This is a genomic window from Serratia sp. GW822-FHT06D09 (genome assembly GCF_058799515.1).
Window position 1 is genome coordinate 190396 of the sequence record NZ_JBXALO010000003.1, and the last position, 20728, is coordinate 211123.

Below are 20728 nucleotides of genomic sequence, written 5' to 3' on the forward strand. Positions count from 1 at the left end.
TGATGCCTGAGGGAGCCGTTAGCTTGCTATCGCGGGCGAAAGCCCACATCGGGTGTTGCGCTAAGGGTTTAACTAATCAACTGATTTACAAAAATAAAAAATGAGCTCTCTTCGTCAGGCTCGCAGCGGGGAGCCTACCGACACTCAGCATTAAGCGTAGTCAGTAGATGCAGATAGATAAAATAGGAATAGTTGAATGTTGTGATAGTTTTTGGCTATTGAATTTTGTTTTATTGATAGGGGTGATAAGGGAAGCGAGGCGTTGCGTTAATTACGTTAATAAAGGGGATTTCTTGGTTAATGCTTCTTTGGTGGGAGGTTATAAAATGATTTAACCGATGGAAAATAACTTATCCAATAATAAGCTAATTAATTGTTGGCGTGCTGATAAATGGATTTCTAGTCAAACTATGGGGGTTGGTAGCGTTTTGGTAAGATGATAGGTCTGTTTTGTGTCAGAAGCGGAAGTAGCTAAATCAGTTATGTTAATCAACGGGAAGCAAGTTTCGCCTGGCGAAGTAGTTCCCGCACCGCAGCACCCGACATTATCAGGTCAACAAAAAATGCAGTGGGTGTAAGACTATTCGTTATAAATTTAGAAGTGTTACTTCCAAGCTATTAGGACAAAAGCCATCAATAAAAACAAGTAAGATATTAGTTTTTAATCAATGAGTTATCGCAGAGCTTGGAGGTTTGCATATGTTTACACTAATGGTATTATAATAATAATTTTGATATATTGCATGTCATGTGAATTTATTTAACATATAGTTGCAATTAATCGTTTACATAAGGGGTTTGACTTGAAATTAATACATCTGAAAATAAACAAACTATTTGGTCTCCTTGATTATGATATCCCCCTAGATAACCATGAAATTACTATGCTTACAGGTCCAAATGGGTATGGTAAGACGATGATCCTTAAAATTATCAATAGTATTCTTGCAAATGAATTAAACATTCTCTGTAAACTTAAGTTTGGTTTGATTAAAATTGATTATCAAGGTGGTTCTGTTTCAATTTCTCATGATACTAATAAAGATGGCTTGATATTGAATCATCTAGATAATAATTCAGGTAAAACAACGTCAGAAAAACTCAAGTTACAAAAAAATGAACCCAGTATGGAAGATGTATATTATATACGCTGGCATGAGGGGGAAGTTAAACCAAAACCAAAACCGAAAACACAACTAGATAAACCATTGTTTTCTAAGGTGCTAAGCCATATTACATCAAAAAAAGACGTTTCTTTCATATGTGCAGATCGATTACAAGTCAAAGTTGATGATGAAACAGTTATTGATTTATGTGCAAGAAGGTTAAAATATTTGATGGAAAGTGCACAAGATGATTCTGCTGCATTATCACAAAAATTAGATGCTACATTTCCTATCCGATTATTTGAGCGTTTAGAACAACAAAAACGATTTTCATCAGAAAATATTCAAACACGCTTAAATGGTATTCAAGATAAACGCCGCCATTACATGCGGTATGGTCTTATTCAGGCTGAGAACGATCTAATGCCTGAAAAAAGCACAAGTCTATATAGTAGTAATGAGTATCTAGGTGTCTTGGATCTATACATTGAAGATGCCCTAGGAAAATTATCACCGTTTCAGATATTGCATCAAAAGATTGATTTATTTGAATCAATTCTGCATGAAAAGATTTTAGCTTTTAAAAAAGTGATGATTGATAGAGAGAATGGATTTTATTTCGAAAGTTCAAATGGTGATTTCATTGATCGTAATATGCTTTCATCGGGTGAGCAGAATCAAATAGTTCTTCTTTTTAATTTGATTTTCGATCTCGTTTCACAGAAAGTAATTCTTATAGACGAGCCCGAGATATCACTGCATGTCGCTTGGCAACAAACTTTCTTGGATTCTCTTAAAAAAATACAAAAAATTAATGAATATGAAAAGGTCATTATTGCTACCCACTCACCACAAGTAATCAGTAAGAATTGGGCATTAACCTACGATCTATATGAAATGATTAAAAATAAAAGTGAAAGCCAACAGTCCTCAAAAGGAGATGAGTAAATGACATCATTACGCGATGCTGTTAGCGAAGATGATTGGCTGAGTAGCATGATGCTTTTATTCAGAAGCGAAATGTATCGGCGTCGTATATTGATTGTAGTAGAGGGTATTACAGATATTCGATTTTTTAATGCATATCGGCTTGATAATAGGATGATTTATGAATCACCTGAAAATGGAAAGCGTGAGGTAATATCGGCAGTTAGTCAATTACGTCATGCAGGGAATGATGCTGTGTATGGTGTATGTGACGCTGATTTTGATGAGTTGAGTGGAATAAATTACGAAGGTGTTTTTTATACTGATGCTCATGATCTTGAAATGATGTTAGTGAAAGGTGGAGTAGTTGATAAATTCATTATGTCACACACGGATAGAAAACTAATTCAAGGGGAATTGGCTGAAGCATTCTGCCTTGATGTAAAGATGAGTATCCTTTGTGCATGTTATAAAATCGGGCTTCTTAAATGGTACAATTATCTCACACGCAGCAACCTTAATTTCAAAGGAATAACTCACAGAGATTTCGTAAGTATTAATAGAACAGATGTTTTAGTCGATGAGAATGAATATATAAGCCATGTACTTAATAGAAGTCGTGCCAGTGGGGATTTTAATGCGGCAGACTTATATAACGAAGTGCGTAGATTAGAATTAATGTCACCAGACCACTTCTCTATATGCAATGGGCATGATTTCACATGCATATTAAAAATGATGTATGGAACGGATATATCTATAAATAAGAACATGCGACTGGATGAGATAGATAGTTATTTGCGTATGAGTTACGATCATCACACTTTCAGAACTACAAAACTACATAGCTGTTTGAATGAATTACTAATTTTACATTAAGACTTAAGCTAGCGTAGTCCATGGAATCTCATCATTACTCACAGCAGCCAAGTGAAGTTTTATGGTTTTCAGAGAACGATTTTTTTTACTTTATTTAAACATGAAGCCCCGCAATTGTGGGGGCTTCTTTAATCGATATGGTCAATGTGTGAACGTGACCTGAAATAAATCCTGTTATTTCATCGTATTGAAATGCTTAAAAAAGATCCTGCCGGAGCCTTTCTTTTACTTCATGATCTCGTTGTTCCTCACCTATCCATCCTTCTCAATTACCTGCACTGAATCGCCACGGCTACGGTAGGCGCCATTTAAGTGGCCGGCAATGACTATTAATGATAAGTCGCAACTTCCGCTCTTCACCCCAAGCCGCCAACCAAAACTCCAAAAGCAAAAAGCCCGCTCAGGTTTCCCTGAGCGGGCTTCTCTAATATGGCTCCTCTGACTGGACTCGAACCAGTGACATACGGATTAACAGTCCGCCGTTCTACCGACTGAACTACAGAGGAATCGTGTGAACGGCCGGAATCATAACGGGGTGTTGGCAGCATGTCAAAGGCGGATTACGCATTCTGTGACTGTTTGCTTACAGAATGCGCAACCCGTTGAGGTTTTGGCAGATTTAGCCCAGTTCCGCGCGTTTTAACCGCAGCTGATAGTGGTAATGGCTGCGGCTGAGCAGGTAGTCCGCATTGACGCTCGGGCTCCAGGAATCGTCGCCGCCGACCCCCATATGGAAGCCGTCCAGGTTGAGCCAGGTACCGGCTTCCGGCTGCAACAGATGTTGGTGGCTACAGTCCATCAACTGACGCAGGCCGTAGCGGCTGAGTGAAAAGTGGAACTGCCCGTCGACGTGCCAGTCGCCGTACTGCAACTGGCGGGTGTCGCAGCGCAGGCCGTTTTCGCCGGGGAAGATGTACGGCGTGTGCAGTTCTTCCAGCGGTCGTTGCCAGCGCCCGAATTGCGCGGCGAGGCGACGGTCCGGATAGTTTTCATGCGGCCCCAGGCCCAGCCATTGTGCCTGCGGATGGGTGTCCGCCAGTTGGCAGGTCAGGCCGATACGCGCCGGTGGCGGCAAGCTGGCGGCGATTGCGACGTCAACGCTGACGCTGACCGCGCCCTGGCTGTCGAACAACCACTGTTTGCGGCTGCATAACAGCGTTTCCCCATCTACCCCGAACCGGTGCTCGCTCACCACCCTTACGCCGTCGCTCAGCAGATCGGCCTGCAGCAGCACGCAGTGCTCTTCCAGCCGGTACATGCCGGCCAGCTTCCAGCGTTCGACCCAGGCATTGGGATCGATACGTTCCACTTCGCTGATGCCAATGTCGTTATCCAACGGCGCACGGATAAAGTTATCTTGCAGCGGCGTCAGCAGCAGCGCTTCGCCATCTTGCCACCATTGGCTCAGGAGGCCATTTTCGCGGGTAAACTGCCAGCGTTGCTCGCCATGGCCGATCTCAATCGTCCGCTCATTCTGGTTCAGCTGTGGGGCAAGGCCTTTCGTTGCCGGCGGCGCCAAATGCAGCGTGCGCGGTACCGGCCATTGATCCCAGGCGCAGCGATGGTTGGCTTCGGACCAGTCGGTGGCCTTGGGCTGCACCACCGCCACATTCAGCCACAGCTCGCCGGGCTGATGAAGTATCGGCAAGCGGTCGAGCAGGTGGAAGCTGGCGCAGCCCTGCGGCGGTAGCGCGAGGTCAAAGCTGCCGCTGGCGCGTTCTACGCCGTCCAGCTCCAGTCGCCAGTCCAGCCGTTCGTTATCGCTATGGCGGAACAGGTACTCGCTGCTGACGGTCAACGTCAGCGTTGTGGCATCGAAGGCAAACTGGAAAAATTGCTGGGCGCGTTGCGCCTCGAACAGCGCCGGATGTGGCGTGCGATCGGGGAACACCAGGCCGTTAAGGCAGAATTGCCGATCGTTAGGCGTGTCGCCGAAGTCGCCGCCGTACGCCCAGAACTCATCTCCGTTGTCATCGCGGCGGGTGAGTGCCTGATCGACCCAGTCCCAGACGAAGCCACCTTGCAGGCGCGGATACTGGCGGAAGGCCTGCCAATAGCGGTCAAAACCGCCGAAGCTGTTGCCCATCGCGTGAGCGTATTCGCACAGGATCAGCGGCCGCTGTTCATCCGGCAGGCCGATCCACTTCTTGATCGACCACTTGGGCACGGCAGGGAACGGCTGATCCTGACCCACCCGGGCGTACATCGGGCAGATAATGTCGGTTGCGGCGCTGTTGGCGCCGCCGCCTTCATACTGCACCGGGCGAGTAGGGTCCTGGCTTTTCACCCAGCGATAAAGCGCGTCGTGGTTGCAGCCGTGGCCGGATTCGTTGCCCAGCGACCAGATAATAATGCAGGGGTGGTTGCGATCCCGCTGCACCATGCGCGTCACGCGCTCACTCATCGCCGGTAGCCACAGCGGATCGTCGGAAAGCCGGTTCATCGGCTGCATGCCGTGGGTTTCAATATTGGCTTCGTCGACCACGTACAGCCCATAGCGGTCGCACAGCCGGTACCACAGCGGGTGATTGGGGTAGTGCGAGCAGCGCACCGCATTGAAGTTGTGCTGTTTCATCAACAGAATGTCGTGGCGCATCGTGGCTTCATCCATTACCTGGCCGTGCTGCGGATGATGTTCATGCCGGTTGGTGCCGCGGATCAGCAGCGGCTGGCCGTTCAGCTTCAGCAACCCGTTGCTGATGTCGATCTGACGGAAGCCAACGTCATAGGCTTCCACCTCAATAATTTCCCCGTCTGGTGCCAACAGTGCCAGCGTGGCCCGGTACAGCGTTGGGGTTTCAGCGCTCCATAGCGCAGGCTGTTCCACCGGCAGACGCAGCGTTGTGCGGTCATCATAGGCACCGCGCTCGTCGATAATTTCGCTGCCGAGCGCCTGGATTTTTTCGCCAATCAGCTGGCCATCGCGCCACAGCTGCAGTTGTACCCGGTGCTGTGTCGGTCGATTGACGTGCGCTTCCACCACCAGTTCGCCACGGTGGAAGCCGTCGTAAAGCGGGGTTGTGATGCGAATATCGCTCAGGTGGGTGGCGGGTTTATGCAGCAGGCTGACGTCGCGGAAAATCCCGCTCATGCGCCACATATCCTGATCTTCCAGATAGCTGCCATCGCACCAGCGCAGCACCATCACCGCCAGTCGGTTTTCACCGGCCTGCAGCCAGGGGCTGAGGTCAAATTCGGCGGGCAGGCGGCTGTCTTGCGAATAGCCGACCCAATGGCCGTTGCACCACAGGTAAAACGCCGAGTTGACGCCGTCAAAGATAATGCGCGTCTGCCCCTCGGCCAGCCAGGCGGGATCGACGGTAAACTGGCGGGAATAGCAACCGGTCGGGTTTTCTTCCGGTACCAGCGGCGGGTTAACCGGGATCGGGTAGCGGACGTTGGTGTAGATCGGCGCGTCATAACCGGCAAGTTGCCAGTTGGACGGTACCGCCAGCCGGTCGGCATCGGGCAGGTCCTGGCGCAGCCAGGCTTCGGGCACCGCCTGCGGGCTGCGGTAATAGCTGAACTGCCAGTCGCCGTTTAACGTTTTCTGGCTGCTGCTGGGGCTGTCGTCACGCGCCGCGTTCAGATCGCGCCAGCTCGCAAACGGCGGATGCGCAGCCAGCCGCTGATAATGGGTGCAGGCCGGATTTTGCCAGTCCCGGCGGGCAATAAGGTCTTTCAGGGAAGGAGAGGGCAGAGCACTCATCGGCGGTCGTCCTGTCGGCAGAGTAGAGGGGCATCATGCCGAATAAGATGCTGAGGAGAACCCAAAAAGTAAAGCGGTTACATTCAAGCTTGCAGGGGCGATCAAATAACCGCTTATTCTGGCTGAGCAGGCCGGTAAATCCGCTGCGGACGGCCTACCTTGCCGTAAATGATTTCGGCGCGCAGCTGCTGGGCGGCGGTACAAAACTCCAGATAACGGCGTGCCGTGGTGCGGCTTAAACCCATCTGTTGCGCAACGCTTTCAGCGGTGTGGCTGGCCGAGGGCTGTTCGAACAGCCCGCGTATTTTAACCAGCGTCAGCTCATCGATGCCTGCCGGCAATGTCGCCATAGGCTCGCCGCGGGCGTAGGTATTGAACATCTGATCAATGCGGCGCTGGTTAAGGTGTGCCTTATCCTTCAGCGCCTGGTGCCGCTGGCTGAAACGCAATAGCGTGTGGGCCAGCCGATCATAGGCCAGCGGTTTGATCAGGTAATCGAACACCCCGTAGCGCAGAGCTTCGGCCACGGTATCCATGTCGCTGGCGGCGGTGATAAAGACGATACCGCCGGCATAACCGCTCAGCGTCAGTTCGCGCAGCAGCTCAATGCCCTGGCCGTCGGGCAGGAAGTTATCCAGCAGGATCAGATCCGGCTTGAAGCGCTCGACCATGGTACGGGCCTGCGCCAGGGTACCCGCCAACCAGATTTGTCGGCAGCCGCCGTTTTGCCGGATAAATTCCGCGTGCATTTCTGCCAGCGGCGTTTCGTCTTCGACGATCAGTATATTCAGCCATTCCATAGTGAATCCCGTCTCCCCGTCGTCTTGCAGATTGCGATCAATATGCTACGAAAATGTAAGTTAATTGCCGCGTAAAATAAAGATTATCTCAATAATAAACACCATAAAAATAATTAAGTAAATAAAGAACATTAAATAACTTATTAACCGAAAGGGGTTTGTGAAATAGGTCAATAATTCGCTATTTTTTTCTGTTTACCATTGTTTCATTAAGTGTCCTTGTTGGATTTATCTCCATGGTTTTTAAGGTTTTAATTCCTGTGATAAATGTTAACTGACACTCTTTTTTGTATTTATTTTGTTATTTAATAGTTAACCCAGAGAGCGTGTTATGTTGGGCGACACCCTATTTAATCGAGTCAAAAGGTCCGATCATAAAAGTATCGCGCAGATTAATGCTTTCCTGCGCAGTAACGATCTGAATATTGACACCACGGTTGAAATATTTATTACCGTGACGCAAAACGATAAGTTGGTCGCCTGCGGCGGCATTGCCGACAATATTATCAAATGCGTCGCCATCAGCCCGCAAATGCGCGGCGAAGGTTTGGGGCTGACGTTGGCAACGGAGCTGGTGAATCTGGCTTATGAACGCCATCACACCCAGCTGTTTATCTACACCAAAATCCAAAATGAGCCGCTGTTCCAGCAATGCGGTTTCTACCCCATCGCCCGGGTACCGGGCATCGTGGTGCTGATGGAAAACAGCCCGTGCCGGCTTAAACGCTATGCCGCTCAGTTAGCGGGCCAGCGCCGGCCGGGCACCACCATCGGCAGTATCGTGATGAACGCCAACCCCTTTACCCGCGGCCACCAATACCTGGTGCGCCAGGCCGCTGCGCAATGCGACTGGCTGCACCTGTTTTTGGTCAAGGAAAATACCTCGCGCTTCAGCTATGAAGATCGGCGGCGGCTGGTGCTGGCGGGCACCGCAGACATTCCTAACCTGACGGTGCACGAAGGGTCGCAATACGTCATTTCACGCGCCACCTTCCCCTGTTACTTCATTAAAGATCAAGGTATTGCCGACGACTGCTACACCGAAATCGATCTGAAGATCTTCCGCCAGTATCTGGCGCCCGCGTTGGGCATTACCCACCGCTTCGTCGGCAACGAGCCTTTCTGCGCGGTCACCGCCAAGTACAACCGCGATATGCGTTATTGGCTGGAAACCCCTGCGCTACCCAGCCCGCCGATCGCGCTGGTGGAAATCGAACGTTTGCAATATCAGGGCACGGCGATCTCCGCCTCCTGGGTGCGCAAGCTGCTGGCCGCCGGGGACTTTCACGCCGCCGCGCCGCTGGTGCCGCCGGACACCCTGTATTACCTGCAAGATTTGCAAACGCAGCGCCGGGCCAAGCCGGCGGCACACCCCTTTGAATCCGCACAATCAGGTGAAAGATGAAAATTATCCGAGAAGCAATGGCCGGCACGCTGGAATCCAGCGATGTCATGGTGCGCATCGCCCCCGCCGAGGGGCCGGAACACGATCTGCTGATCGCCAGCAGCGTAGAGAAACAGTTCGGCGAAGCCATCCGCCAAACGTTGCTGGAGGTGCTGCAACGTTATCAGGTGGAGCCGGTGCAGGTGATGGTCGACGACAAAGGCGCGCTCGACTGCGTGCTGCGGGCCCGGCTGGAAACCGCGCTGATGCGCGCCAGCGACAACGGCCTACAGCCATGGGGGGCGCATCATGAAAACGCTGAATAAACACCGTCTGCGCCGCAGCATGCTGTTCGTGCCCGGTGCCAATGCGGCCATGGTGAGCAACGCCTTTATCTATCAGGCCGATGCGCTGATGTTCGATCTGGAAGACTCGGTGATCCTGCGCGAAAAAGACGCCGCGCGGCGGTTGGTGTATCACGCGTTGCAACACCCGCTGTATCAGGAAGTGGAAACCATTGTGCGCGTCAACGCGCTGGATTCCGCCTACGGGCTGGCGGATCTGCAGGCGGTAGTGCGCGGCGGGGCGGACATCGTGCGCCTGCCGAAAACCGACAGCGCGCAGGACGTGGTGGATATGGATCGCGAAATTGCCGCCATCGAAGCCGACTGCGGGCGTCCGGTGGGCAGTACCGGCCTGCTGGCGGCGATTGAGTCGGCGGCGGGGATCACCCAGGCGGTCGCCATCGCCCATGCCTCACCGCGATTGATCGGCATCGCGCTCGGCGCGGAAGACTACGTGCGCAACCTGCGTACCGAACGTTCGCCGGAGGGTATTGAGCTGCTGTTTGCGCGTTGCTCGATATTACAGGCGGCGCGTGCCGCGGGCATTCAGGCGTTCGACACCGTGTATTCCGATGCCAATAACGAAACCGGCTTCCTGCAGGAAGCGGCGCTGATCAAACAGCTCGGTTTCGACGGCAAATCCCTGATTAACCCACGGCAAATTGAACTGCTGCACAACCTGTATGCGCCAACCGCCAAAGAAGTGGCTCACGCCCAGCGGGTGGTGGATGCCGCGGCAGCGGCTGAGCAGGAAGGGCGCGGGGTAGTGTCGCTCAACGGCAAGATGGTCGACAGCCCGGTGATTGAACGCGCGCGGCTGGTATTGCAACGCGCAGCGCTTTCCGGCATCCGCGAAGCGTCGGTTCAGCACGGAGAGGAAGCATAATGAAACGCCAACAACGACTGATGACCCTAAACAACCTGGCGGACCTGCGCTGCTATCAGGATGCCTCCAAGGCCAACCTGCAGGCGCGCAAGCCGCGCGATATCAAACGCTGCGATACGCTGGAACAGGCGGTACGCCGCAGCGGTTTGCAGGACGGAATGACCATCTCTTTCCACCATGCGTTTCGCGGCGGCGATCTGGCGCTGAATCAGGTGATGGAAACGCTGGCGGCGATGGGGTTCCGCAACCTGACGCTGGCCTCCAGCTCGCTGAGCGAATGCCATGCGCCGCTGGTCGGCCATATCCGCAACGGGGTGGTGAGCCGCATTTACACCTCCGGCCTGCGCGGCCCGCTGGCGGATGCCATCTCACGCGGCCTGCTGGCCGAACCGGTACAAATTCACTCCCACGGTGGCCGCGTCAACCTGATCGAGTCCGGTGAACTGGCGATAGACGTCGCTTTCCTCGGGGTTCCGGCCTGCGACGAATTTGGCAATGCCAACGGCTACAGCGGCGAAGCCTGCTGCGGTTCGTTGGGCTACGCCAAAGTGGATGCCGATACCGCAGGCACCGTGGTGTTGCTGACCGAAGCGATCCTGCCTTATCCGCATCATCCGGCCAGCCTGGCGCAGGATCGGGTCGATCTGATTGTTCAACTCGAGCGAGTGGGGGACGCCGACAAGATCGGTGCCGATGCCACCCGCATGACCTCTAACCCGCGTGAATTACTGATTGCCCGCCGCGCCGCCGAAGTGATTGCCGGTTCCGGCTTCTTTACCGAAGGTTTCTCGCTGCAAACCGGCACCGGTGGGGCTTCGTTGGCGGTGACGCGTTTTCTGGAAGACAAAATGCGCGCGCGTGGCGTTCGCGCCGGTTTCGCCCTCGGCGGCATTACCTCAACCATGGTGGATCTGCATGAAAAAGGGCTGATTGCTCGCCTGCTGGACGTGCAGAGTTTTGACCGTGCGGCGGCGATGTCGTTGGCGCGCAATCCCAACCACATTGAAATCAGCGCCAATCAGTATGCCAACTTCAGTTCGAAGGGCGCTTCGGTCGACCGGCTTGACGTGGTGGTGCTAAGCGCACTGGAAATCGATACCGGCTTCAACGTCAACGTGCTGACCGGTTCCGACGGCGTGCTGCGCGGGGCTTCTGGCGGTCACTGCGACACCGCCGCGGCGGCACGGTTGGCGATCATCGTCGCACCGCTAGTGCGCGGGCGCATTCCAACGCTGGTCGAGCAGGTGACCACCTGCGTCACGCCGGGCTCCAGCATCGACATTTTGGTTACCGATCACGGTATTGCCGTTAACCCGGCGCGGCCGGAGTTGGCGCAGCGGCTGCAAGAGGCCGGGCTGCCGGTGGTTGGCATCGACTGGCTACGCCAGCGTGCGCTGTTGCTGACCGGCGAACCGCAGCCGATCGCCTTCACCGACAAAGTGGTGGCGGTCGTGCGTTATCGCGACGGTTCGGTGATCGACGTGGTGCATCAGGTGGCGGAGTAACGTGATGACCTGCGTCCCTCCTGAACTGGCCGCCAACCGCGCCGTCAGCCTGCCGGAACTGCTGACCAGCCGCGAGTGCCGCCAGGCACGGCAGCAGGCGTGGCAGGCTCAGCACGCTTCCACGCTGCTGGTGCTGACGCTGGTGGTGCCCGGTGCGGTAAAAGACAGTGCCCTGACCCGCAACATCTTCAACCTCGGCTGGCAGGCACTGCAGCAAATGGGGCATGCGCAAAACTGGCACTGCCTGCAGGCGGAAGCGCTGGCGCTTTCCACCGGTTGCGAAGGGTTTATGGCGCTGCAGGCCGATGCCCAACGGGTGAAAGACTGCGCCATGCAGTTGGAGGTTCAGCAGCCGATAGGTCGGCTGTGGGATATCGACGTGCTGGATCCCGAGGGCCGTATTTTATCGCGCCGCGATCTGGGGCTGGCGGAGCGCCGCTGCCTGCTGTGCAGCCAGCCGGCCAAAATCTGCGCCCGTCAGCGGCGACACAGCAGCGAACAGCTGCTGCAGGAAATGGAAAGGATGCTCAATGATGCGCTCTCAACCCGTTGAACTCGCCCGGTGTAGCCCATCGGCGCCGGTCAGTGGCTTTGCCCATGCCGCCTACCGCGCCCTGTTGGTCGAAGTGAACCTGACGCCCAAACCGGGGCTGGTGGATCGCCACAACAACGGTGCCCACCGGGACATGAACATCGGTCATTTTTACCGCAGCGCCCGCGCTATCGGCATCTGGTTGCCGCGCTTTGTCCGTCAGGGGCAGGAAGACGCCCGTTGCCCGGCTGCCGAGCAGTTGGTCAGGCTGCGTCCGCTGGGGCTGGCCTGCGAAAACCACATGTTCCAGGCCACCGGTGGCGTCAACACCCATAAAGGCAGCGTATTTTCCCTCGGTCTGCTGTGCACCGCTTTCGGTCGCCTGTCCCAGAGGCCGCAACCTATTGACGCCGCCACGCTGTGCGCCGAAGTGGCGTCGATGTGTCGTGGGCTGGTGGCACGCGAGCTGCAACAGCGCAATGCGTTGCAGACCGCCGGCCAAAGGCTGTTTGCCCAACACGGCCTGAGCGGCGCGCGCGGCGAGGCAGAGTCCGGCTTCGAGCGGGTGATTAACGGTGCGCTGCCGCTGTACCTGCAACGGCTGAACGACGGGTGCGATGAGCAAACGGCGCTGATGGACAGCCTGCTGTGGCTAATGGCCAACAACGATGACACCAACGTCGCCTCACGCGGCGGTCTCGAAGGCCTGCGTTGGTTGCAGCGGCGTGCCGGCGAACTGCTTGCGCAGGGGGGAGCCCAGGGCAAGCAGGGCATAGCACGCCTGCGGCAGTTCGACGCCGAGTGCATTCACCGCAATCTCAGCCCAGGTGGCAGTGCCGATCTGTTGATCGTCACCTGGCTGCTGGCGCAATTACCGAATTCCACTAAGCCCGCCGCCTTTCAAGCCACAACTTGGAATCCCTAGGGCATAGCTAAAAAAATAACCCGTCTTCAGGAGAAACTTATGTCCGAAACCAAGGAAAAAATCTGGAAAGCGCTGGTGCCGCTGTTGGTGCTGGCGATCCTGCTCTGGATACCCACGCCCGACGGCATGCCGCCGCAGGCCTGGCGCTACTTCGCCATTTTTGTGGCGATGATTGTCGGCATGATCCTGGAGCCGATCCCGGCGACGGCGATCAGCTTTATCGCCGTGACCCTCAGCGTGCTGAGCGCCAACTGGGTGCTGTTCGGGGCGCAGGAATTAGCGGAGCCGGGCTTCAAGGCCGGTAAAGAGGCGCTGAAATGGGGGCTGGCCGGATTCTCCAGCACCACCGTCTGGCTGGTGTTCGGCGCATTTATCTTTGCGCTCGGCTACGAAGCCACCGGGCTGGGGCGACGCATTGCGCTGTTTTTGGTGAAGTTTATGGGCAAGCGTACCCTGACGCTCGGTTATGCGGTGGTGATCATCGACATCCTGCTGGCGCCTTTTACCCCGTCCAACACCGCCCGTACCGGCGGCACCGTGTTCCCGGTGGTGAAAAACCTGCCGCCGCTGTTTGATTCCTTCCCCAACGATCCCTCCTCACGGCGCATCGGCGGTTACCTGATGTGGATGATGGTGGTCGGGACCAGCATCAGCTCCTCGATGTTTGTCACCGGCGCCGCGCCTAACGTGCTGGGTATCGAGTTCGTCAGCAAAATCGCCGGCGTGCATATCAGCTGGATGCAGTGGTTCCTGGCCTTCCTGCCGGTCGGTCTGCTGCTGCTGGTGATTGCGCCGTTGATTTCCTATTACCTGTACAAACCGGGCGTTACGCACAGCAGCGAAGTCGCTTCCTGGGCCAATAGCGCGCTGGGGGAAATGGGCAAGCTGACGCGCAAGGAGTACACGCTGATTGGCCTGGTGCTGCTCAGCCTGTGTCTGTGGGTGTTTGGCGGCAAGATATTGGATGCCACCACGGTCTGTTTGTTGGCGGTATCGCTGATGCTGGCCTTGCACGTAGTGTCGTGGAAGGACATCACCAAATACTCCAGCGCCTGGAACACCTTGGTGAACCTGGCGACGCTGGTGGTGATGGCCAACGGCCTGACGCGCTCCGGTTTTATCGACTGGTTCGCGCTGACCATGAGCACCCATCTGGACGGATTCTCGCCGAATATGACGGTCGTGGCGCTGGTCCTGGTGTTCTACTTCGCTCACTACCTGTTCGCCAGCCTGTCGGCGCACACGGCAACCCTGCTGCCGGTGATCCTTGCCGTCGGTAAAGGCCTGCCGGGCGTGCCTATGGAGCAGCTGTCGATGCTGCTGGTGCTGTCGATCGGCATCATGGGCGTGCTGACGCCGTACGCCACCGGTCCTGGGGTTATCATCTACGGCTGTGGCTACGTGAAGTCGAAAGACTACTGGCGGATGGGCGGTATTCTGGGCGTGGTGTACATCGCCGCGCTGTTGTTGATCGGCTGGCCGATCATGCGTTTGTGGATGTGATTTTCTAAATTATCAGCGGCCCTCGGCGAAGGGCCGCTGAGCAGACCTTTCCCTGTGATGCTCATCACACACTTTCGGCGTTAACCTCTCCATGATAGCGAAGCAATAGCTAACACATTAAAAATAATCACAATCCTGGAGCCTCTGCGGATGAAAAGAAAAACTTTATTGCTGTGCTTGCCGTTATTTATGACCGGGACTGCCTTGGCGGAAACCAACGACTATCAATTGGATCAGGTGCTGGTGATGAGCCGCCATAACCTGCGTGCGCCGCTGGCCAACAACGGCAGCGTATTGGCGCAGTCCACCCCTAAAGCCTGGCCGGCCTGGGACACGCCGGGTGGTCTGCTGACCACCAAGGGCGGGGTGCTGGAAGTGTATATGGGCCACTACTTCAATGCGTGGCTCAAGCAAACCGGAGTATTGCCGCAGGAAGGCTGCCCGACCGCCGGCAGCGTTTACGTCTATGCCAACAGTTTGCAACGCACGGTGGCGACCGCGCAGTTCTTTACCAACGGTGCTTTCCCCGGTTGTGACGTCAGCGTGCATCATCAGGACAAAATGGGGGAGATGGATCCCACCTTTAACCCGATCATCACTGACAACAGCGAAGCTTTCAATCAGCAGGCTCTGGGGGCAATGAACGCCGAACTGGCCTCGTTGAAGCTGGACGCCTCCTACAAGCAATTAGAAAAAATCATCGATTACAAAGATTCCAGCGCCTGTAAAACCGACAAGCACTGCGATCTGACCAAAGAAGCCAGCAAAATGAGCGCGGTGCCGGGCAAAGAGCCGGGTGTGGCCGGGCCGCTGCGGGTAGGGAACTCGCTGGTGGACGCCTTTATGCTGCAATATTACGAAGGCTTCCCGATGAAGGACGTGGCCTGGGGCAAAATCACCACGCCACAGCAGTGGAAACAGTTGGCGCAGCTGAAGGACGGCTATCAGGATTCGCTGTTTACCTCGCCGGTAGTGGCGCAAAACGTGGCCAAACCGCTGCTGACGTATATCAACGGCGCATTGATTGGCGAACGCAAGCCGGATTCGCCGAAGGTAACGGTGCTGGTGGGTCACGACTCCAACATTGCCTCGCTGCTGTCGGCGATGGAGTTCAAGCCGTACCAACTGCCGCATCAATATGAGAAAACGCCGATTGGCGGCAAGCTGGTGTTCCAGCGCTGGCACGATAAGAAAAACGATCGCGATTTGCTGAAAATCGAGTACGTGTATCAATCCACCGACCAGTTGCGCAATGCCACTCCGCTAACGCTGAAAACCCCGCCACAGCGCGTGACGATGGCGTTAAAAGGCTGCCCAATCGATAAGCAGGGCTACTGCGCCTGGAGCGACTTCGAAAAAACCATGAAAGGGATTCTGTAATCCCGTCGTGCCTCTCCCTCAGTAACGGGGGAGAGGCAAGGGCAAGAATGATTAGGCTTGAAACCCCTCCGAGGATCACCTAGCATTTCAATAAGTCCTGTCTGGGAGAGCTAACCAATGCGGCCATCCATCGTACTTGCTGAAAAACGCCAAGCCGTTCGCGAAATGGTGGGGCAGTTTCGTTCGGCAAATCCTCGGGTATTTGGCTCGGTACTGCATGGAACTGATGATGACGGTAGCGATCTCGATTTGCTGGTAGACGCGTTGCCTGGCGCAACGATGTTCGACTTGGGGGGCTTACAGGCAGAGCTAGAGACTTTGTTGGGCATTCAGGTTGATCTCTTAACGCCCGCCGATTTACCGTTCAAATTTAGGGCCAAGGTGCTTGCCGAGGCGCAACCCGTATGAAAGACAACCGTCTTGGGGATTACCTGGATCATATGATGCAGGCGGCGTCAGATGCTTGCAGTTTTGTTGAAGGTGTATGCCAGGTGGACTTTCTCGATGATAAACGCACTCAACAAGCAGTAATAATGAGTTTGATTATCATAGGTGAAGCTGCCTCTAAAGTGATGGACAATAACGAGCAATTCACTCAGCAACACCCTGAAGTGCCGTGGCGTAGTATGCGGGGCATGCGTAATCGAATCGCACATGGTTATTTCGATATCAACCTCGATGTTGTTTGGGCTACGGTGCAAACAGCGCTACCTGAGTTATTGATTCAACTGCAAGCTTTATGTCGTGATGCCGAAGGCAAAAACTGAAGTGTCATTGCAGCACACCCAATAGGGACAACCCGTGTTCTCTTCTTTTATTCCCACCTTTGAACGGTTGAACCTGGACGATTACCCGGGGCAGGTTGCCCGTTGCCGCTTTTCTGTGGCGCACTACCAGGATGACTGTTTCGCTGCCATTGGCATGGCGCTCCCCGAACATCTGGCGCGTGCGGTTCCAAAGCGGCGGGCGGAATATCTGGCCGGGCGTTATCTGGCGCGGACCTTGTTGGCACCGCTGGGTTTTGCGGATTTCACGCTGTTGCGCGGCGAAGACCGGGCACCGCAGTGGCCGCAGGGTATCGCCGGTGCGCTCAGTCATAATGCAGGCACAGCGCTTTGCGCGGTGCATCCGGAAACCGGGGTGGGCGGCGTGGGGCTGGACGTTGAAACGCTCATTCCCGCCGCGCGTGCGGAGGAGCTGCAGCGAGCGATCGTTAGCGAGGCGGAATCTGCCCAACTGCACGCTCATTTACAGCCATTTAACCACCTGCTGACCTTGGCCTTTTCCGCCAAAGAGAGCCTGTTCAAAGCGCTATATCCGCAGGTGCGCTGCTATTTTGACTTTCTTGACGCACGCCTGGTCACGCTGGATACGCAACGACAGACGTTCGAATTGGAACTGCTCAAAACCCTTACGCCGCAGTGCCATGCAGGTCGCCGTTTCTGCGGCCGTTACTGGCAACAAGGTGACGATGTCACAACTTTTATTTATTTATAAATCAATAAAATAAAGCCAAGAATTCGGCGTTGCACTGTCACATTTTCCGGTGGATTCGCCTGCGGCGCAGCAGGTGGCTGGCCCCTTCCGACACCAACAGCAGCACCGCCAGCCAGATAGGAATATAGGTCAGCCATTCATCCCGGCCGATACTCTCGCCAAGCAGCAAGGCCACCACCACCAACAGCACCGGCTCCACATAGCTCAGCAGGCCGAACAGGCTGAACGGCAGCAGACGGCTGGCCAGGATATAGCACACCAGCGCAGCGGCGCTGATCACCCCCAACAGCGGGATTTGCCAATAAAGTGCCGGGCTGATGCTCAACGCCGCCAGTGGCCCGTTGCCCCCGAAAGCGAACCAGGCGGCGACCGGCAGCATCAGCGTTAGCTCACACCACAAGCCACCCAGGTTGTCGGTGCCGAAACGGCGACGCAGGATAAAGTACACCGGGTAGCCCAGCGCCACCAGCAAGGTGGTCCAGGACACGCCGCCGACCTGATACAACTCGTTGCCGACGCCGATAATGGCGCAGCTGACCGCCAGTTTTTGCAGCAGCGAAAGGCGATCGCGGAAGATCAGGCGTCCTGCCAGCACCATGGTCAGCGGCAGCAGGAAATAGCCGAGCGATACCTCCAACGCCTTGCCGTGCAGCGGTGCCCAGAGAAACAGCCAGAGCTGAACCCCCAGCAGCGCCGAACTCAGCGGCAGAAACAGCAGGCGGCGCGGCCGCTGTTTTATCCAACTCAAGGTCTCGCTGACCTTGCGCCAGTCGGCGGAAAGCACCATAAACAGCGTCAAAAACGGCACCGTCAGCAGAGTACGCCAGCCAAAGACTTGCTCGCCGTCAAGCGGGGTCAGGGTAGAGGTGTAGTAATACATCACGCCGAACAATACCGAGGCGATGACGGAAAGAACGATCCCTTTAATCACATGCGATCCTGAAAAGTTATTGATTTTATTGCCGCTACTCTAGAGAAGTGTAGCGCTAACAACAATGCGGCGCATCAGGCTGGACAATCGCCAACGGCAAGTTAAAATAAATACTGTGTATTAATACAGGTGTTTTGTCATGACCCTCGATCTTTTTGAAGACTCCGTGCCGCCGCCGTGGCGGGAACAGATTGCGCCAGGCGCGGTGGTGATGCACGGTTTTGTGCGCGATCACGGCCCAGAACTGCTGGCGGCGGTGCATGGGGTGATTGCTCAGGTGCCCTGGCGGCACATGACTACGCCGGGCGGTCATGTGATGTCGGTGGCGATGAGCTGGTGCGGTAACGGCTGGAGCAGCGACAGCCGCGGTTACCGCTATTCGGAGCGCGATTCGCGCAGCGGCAAACGTTGGCCGCCGATCCCGGATATCCTGATGGCGCTGGCGGATGAAGCGGCACAGCAGGCGGGCTTTGCCCCGTTTGTACCGGATTCCTGCCTGATGAACCGCTACGATCCGGGCAGCAAGCTGTCATTGCATCAGGACAAAGACGAGCATGATTTCGGCTCGCCGATCGTTTCCGTTTCCCTCGGGCTGCCGGCGGTATTCCAGTTCGGCGGCATGCAACGTAGCGATCGGGCCCAGCGCATTCCTTTGGCGCACGGCGACGTGGTGGTGTGGGGCGGCCCGTCGCGGCTGTGTTTTCACGGCATTATGCCGATCAAGGAAGGCTACCATTCGCTGGTGGGGCCGCACCGTATCAATATCACCTTACGCAAGGCGCTTTAGCTGCGGCTCTTTCGCCAGGCAGGCCACCAGATAGTCGATAAACACCCGCAGCTTGGGCGGCAGGTACTGATTGGGGGCATACAGCAACCACAGCCCGCCGTGGTAACTGCTGAGGAAGTCCCATTGCGGCAGCACCTGCACCACTTCGCCGTCGTCCAGCGCCTGACGGGCGGTAAAGTACGGCAGGCTGCCAATGCCAATGTGCTGTTTCACCGCATCCAGCCTTACGCCGGTATGGTTGGCGGCGTAGCGCCCACGTACGTTGACCGTCACCGTTTTCCCGGCCTGGCGGAATTTCCAACGGGCGTCGTTCGGTGTTTCACCCAGATAAATGCAGCTGTGCTGCGCCAAATCCTGCGGATGCCGCGGCGTTCCCTGCTGTGCCAGATAAGCCGGTGTGGCGCACAGCAGGTGGTCGATGGTCATCAGTTGGCGGCCAATCAGCCCAGGGGAAGGGCGTTCGGTGATGCGCAGTGCCAGATCGACCCGATCATCAATCAAATCCATATAGCGGTCTTCCAGCCGCAGGCGAACGTCGACTTTGGGATAGCGGCGTAAAAACGCCGGTATATGCGGGTGCAGCACATAGCGCCCTACCGCCTTGGGCACGCTGACGCTGACCAACCCTTCAGGCTCTACTGCACCGCGCCCGCTGAACTCCATCACCGAGTGCGCGGCGTCCAGCATACTGCGGCAGCGTTGAAATACTTCTTCGCCCTGTTCGCTTAGCCGCAATTTGCGCGTGGTGCGGTGTAGCAGTTGCAATGCTAATGCCTGTTCCAGTTTAGCCACGCTGCGGCTGGCGGCAGAGGGGGATGTGCCCAGTCGACGGGCGGCGGCGGAAAAACTGCCGCTCTCCACCACCTGGACAAACACGGCCATTTCGGCCAGCAGCGAATGAGAGAGATTTGTGCTCACAGCGCAAAGGTCCATTGTGTTATTGACGGATTATCCTTTGATTATGGCATGAATATAATGGGCTCTCTAATCAGGAGAAAAACCATGACCGAACGGCTTTATTATTACAGCGACGAATTACAGGGCGCAGCGCAGGTGCTGGCCTGTACCCCGATGGAAGAGGGTGGATACGCGATAGAGCTGGACGCCACATTGTTTCACCCGCAGGGCGGCGGACAACCGGCCGACGGCGGTAAGCTTGGCGGCATCCCGGTGCTACGCGTGGCGCAGCAGGGCGACAAGGTGCTGCATTTCACCGCCGAGCCGTTGGCCGCCGGGCCGGTGAGCGTGCAGATTGATGGCGAACAGCGGCGGTTGCATACCCGTTGGCACTCCGCCGGGCATCTGATCGGCTGGCTGGGGGAAACCCGCGGCTGGCAACCGGTGAAGGCGCACCACTGGCCGGGCGAAGGGCGGATCACTTTCACTCCGGGCGCGGAGCCACAAACGCTGGATCAGGATTTTCTTCAGGCGGAGCTGGCAAGGCTGATTGCGGCAGACCTTCTGCGCAGACAGGTGGCGGTTGACGGCCTGCGGCAGGTGGGATTTGGCGAACTGCCGACCTATGGCTGCGGCGGTACCCATGTGCCCTCGCTGGCGGAGCTGGGCGCGGTAAACATCACGGCGCTCAAAGTGAAAAAAGGCCAGTTGATTGTTCAGTACGCGCTAGATTAAA

General features: G+C 55.6%; 19 protein-coding genes and 1 tRNA gene. 15 read left to right on the forward strand and 5 right to left on the reverse strand.

Annotated elements, in window-relative coordinates:
* Positions 1-803: 803 nt before the first annotated feature.
* Together AC1RKG_RS08580 and AC1RKG_RS08585 are read left to right on the forward strand one after the other, a co-directional pair.
* A complete protein-coding gene (locus AC1RKG_RS08580) occupies positions 804-2054 on the forward strand; it encodes an AAA family ATPase (RefSeq protein WP_493182726.1) in 1251 nt (416 codons plus the stop codon).
* Entirely contained in the window at positions 2055-2912 is an 858-nt protein-coding gene (locus AC1RKG_RS08585) for a DUF4435 domain-containing protein (RefSeq protein ID WP_493182727.1), read from the forward strand.
* Positions 2913-3342: 430 nt separating this feature from the next.
* Here the strand turns inward: AC1RKG_RS08585 and AC1RKG_RS08590 are convergent.
* The 3 genes from AC1RKG_RS08590 to dpiA form a co-directional block, all read right to left on the reverse strand.
* A tRNA-Asn gene (locus AC1RKG_RS08590) sits at positions 3343-3418 on the reverse strand.
* A gap of 113 nt (positions 3419-3531) precedes the next feature.
* Positions 3532-6621, reverse strand: a complete 3090-nt coding sequence (locus AC1RKG_RS08595) for a beta-galactosidase (protein WP_493182728.1) — start codon at positions 6619-6621, stop codon at positions 3532-3534.
* Between the two features lie 113 nt (positions 6622-6734).
* A complete protein-coding gene (dpiA, locus tag AC1RKG_RS08600; RefSeq protein ID WP_046373127.1) occupies positions 6735-7421 on the reverse strand; it encodes a two-component response regulator DpiA in 687 nt (228 codons plus the stop codon).
* 331 nt (positions 7422-7752) lie between these two features.
* On the opposite strand from dpiA, the gene citC reads away from it, so the two are divergent.
* The 11 genes from citC to AC1RKG_RS08655 all read left to right on the forward strand — a co-directional run bounded on the left by citC (position 7753) and on the right by AC1RKG_RS08655 (position 17377).
* Positions 7753-8826, forward strand: a complete 1074-nt coding sequence (citC, locus tag AC1RKG_RS08605; RefSeq protein WP_020827714.1) for a [citrate (pro-3S)-lyase] ligase — start codon at positions 7753-7755, stop codon at positions 8824-8826.
* Complete coding sequence (gene citD, locus AC1RKG_RS08610) at positions 8823-9131, forward strand: citrate lyase acyl carrier protein (RefSeq protein ID WP_142814851.1); 309 nt, start codon at positions 8823-8825, stop codon at positions 9129-9131. The genes citC and citD overlap by 4 nt, the downstream gene beginning before the upstream one ends.
* Complete coding sequence (gene citE, locus AC1RKG_RS08615) at positions 9115-10035, forward strand: citrate (pro-3S)-lyase subunit beta (RefSeq protein WP_020827712.1); 921 nt, start codon at positions 9115-9117, stop codon at positions 10033-10035. Before citD ends, citE begins: the two co-directional genes overlap by 17 nt.
* On the forward strand, positions 10035-11540 hold the full coding sequence (gene citF / locus AC1RKG_RS08620; RefSeq protein ID WP_044552441.1) for a citrate lyase subunit alpha: 1506 nt from the start codon (positions 10035-10037) through the stop codon (positions 11538-11540). The genes citE and citF overlap by 1 nt, the downstream gene beginning before the upstream one ends.
* Positions 11541-11544: 4 nt before the next feature.
* Positions 11545-12093 (forward strand): citrate lyase holo-[acyl-carrier protein] synthase, encoded by a 549-nt coding sequence (gene citX, locus AC1RKG_RS08625; RefSeq protein ID WP_493182729.1) that lies wholly within the window; start codon positions 11545-11547, stop codon positions 12091-12093.
* Positions 12074-12997 carry a triphosphoribosyl-dephospho-CoA synthase CitG gene (gene citG / locus AC1RKG_RS08630; RefSeq protein ID WP_142816386.1) on the forward strand — a complete coding sequence of 308 codons (924 nt, stop codon included), beginning with the start codon at positions 12074-12076 and terminating at the stop codon, positions 12995-12997. Before citX ends, citG begins: the two co-directional genes overlap by 20 nt.
* Positions 12998-13036: 39 nt before the next feature.
* A complete protein-coding gene (locus AC1RKG_RS08635) occupies positions 13037-14500 on the forward strand; it encodes an anion permease (RefSeq protein WP_493182731.1) in 1464 nt (487 codons plus the stop codon).
* A gap of 150 nt (positions 14501-14650) precedes the next feature.
* Positions 14651-15880, forward strand: coding sequence for a bifunctional glucose-1-phosphatase/inositol phosphatase (gene agp, locus AC1RKG_RS08640; protein WP_048762545.1), 1230 nt, complete (start codon positions 14651-14653; stop codon positions 15878-15880).
* 117 nt (positions 15881-15997) lie between these two features.
* Complete coding sequence (locus tag AC1RKG_RS08645; protein WP_142814853.1) at positions 15998-16288, forward strand: nucleotidyltransferase family protein; 291 nt, start codon at positions 15998-16000, stop codon at positions 16286-16288.
* Complete coding sequence (locus AC1RKG_RS08650) at positions 16285-16647, forward strand: HepT-like ribonuclease domain-containing protein (RefSeq protein WP_493182733.1); 363 nt, start codon at positions 16285-16287, stop codon at positions 16645-16647. The genes AC1RKG_RS08645 and AC1RKG_RS08650 overlap by 4 nt, the downstream gene beginning before the upstream one ends.
* 34 nt (positions 16648-16681) lie before the next feature.
* Positions 16682-17377 (forward strand): 4'-phosphopantetheinyl transferase family protein, encoded by a 696-nt coding sequence (locus AC1RKG_RS08655; protein ID WP_273854377.1) that lies wholly within the window; start codon positions 16682-16684, stop codon positions 17375-17377.
* 37 nt (positions 17378-17414) lie between these two features.
* On the opposite strand, the gene rarD is transcribed toward AC1RKG_RS08655, so the two are convergent.
* Entirely contained in the window at positions 17415-18308 is an 894-nt protein-coding gene (rarD, locus tag AC1RKG_RS08660; RefSeq protein WP_122079838.1) for an EamA family transporter RarD, read from the reverse strand.
* A 139-nt stretch (positions 18309-18447) separates the two neighbouring features.
* Here rarD and alkB point away from each other — a divergent pair, with 139 nt between their 5' ends.
* Entirely contained in the window at positions 18448-19095 is a 648-nt protein-coding gene (alkB, locus tag AC1RKG_RS08665) for a DNA oxidative demethylase AlkB (RefSeq protein WP_020827704.1), read from the forward strand.
* On the opposite strand, the gene AC1RKG_RS08670 is transcribed toward alkB, so the two are convergent.
* Positions 19078-20013, reverse strand: a complete 936-nt coding sequence (locus AC1RKG_RS08670) for a LysR family transcriptional regulator (RefSeq protein WP_020827703.1) — start codon at positions 20011-20013, stop codon at positions 19078-19080. The genes alkB and AC1RKG_RS08670 overlap by 18 nt on opposite strands.
* A gap of 84 nt (positions 20014-20097) precedes the next feature.
* On the opposite strand from AC1RKG_RS08670, the gene AC1RKG_RS08675 reads away from it, so the two are divergent.
* Complete coding sequence (locus tag AC1RKG_RS08675) at positions 20098-20727, forward strand: alanyl-tRNA editing protein (protein ID WP_493182735.1); 630 nt, start codon at positions 20098-20100, stop codon at positions 20725-20727.
* Position 20728 lies beyond the last annotated feature (1 nt).

Bases quoted from the DNA above. Each gene is read 5' to 3' on its own strand.
- citC (WP_020827714.1), top strand. From the start codon at position 7,753: ATGTTGGGCGACACCCTATTTAATCGAGTCAAAAGGTCCGATCATAAA.
- citF (WP_044552441.1), top strand. From the start codon at position 10,035: ATGAAACGCCAACAACGACTGATGACCCTAAACAACCTGGCGGACCTG.
- dpiA (WP_046373127.1), bottom strand. From the start codon at position 7,421: ATGGAATGGCTGAATATACTGATCGTCGAAGACGAAACGCCGCTGGCA.
- citX (WP_493182729.1), top strand. From the start codon at position 11,545: ATGACCTGCGTCCCTCCTGAACTGGCCGCCAACCGCGCCGTCAGCCTG.
- citG (WP_142816386.1), top strand. From the start codon at position 12,074: ATGCGCTCTCAACCCGTTGAACTCGCCCGGTGTAGCCCATCGGCGCCG.
- AC1RKG_RS08645 (WP_142814853.1), top strand. From the start codon at position 15,998: ATGCGGCCATCCATCGTACTTGCTGAAAAACGCCAAGCCGTTCGCGAA.
- AC1RKG_RS08595 (WP_493182728.1), bottom strand. From the start codon at position 6,621: ATGAGTGCTCTGCCCTCTCCTTCCCTGAAAGACCTTATTGCCCGCCGG.
- AC1RKG_RS08675 (WP_493182735.1), top strand. From the start codon at position 20,098: ATGACCGAACGGCTTTATTATTACAGCGACGAATTACAGGGCGCAGCG.
- alkB (WP_020827704.1), top strand. From the start codon at position 18,448: ATGACCCTCGATCTTTTTGAAGACTCCGTGCCGCCGCCGTGGCGGGAA.
- citE (WP_020827712.1), top strand. From the start codon at position 9,115: ATGAAAACGCTGAATAAACACCGTCTGCGCCGCAGCATGCTGTTCGTG.
- citD (WP_142814851.1), top strand. From the start codon at position 8,823: ATGAAAATTATCCGAGAAGCAATGGCCGGCACGCTGGAATCCAGCGAT.
- agp (WP_048762545.1), top strand. From the start codon at position 14,651: ATGAAAAGAAAAACTTTATTGCTGTGCTTGCCGTTATTTATGACCGGG.
- AC1RKG_RS08635 (WP_493182731.1), top strand. From the start codon at position 13,037: ATGTCCGAAACCAAGGAAAAAATCTGGAAAGCGCTGGTGCCGCTGTTG.
- AC1RKG_RS08585 (WP_493182727.1), top strand. From the start codon at position 2,055: ATGACATCATTACGCGATGCTGTTAGCGAAGATGATTGGCTGAGTAGC.
- AC1RKG_RS08650 (WP_493182733.1), top strand. From the start codon at position 16,285: ATGAAAGACAACCGTCTTGGGGATTACCTGGATCATATGATGCAGGCG.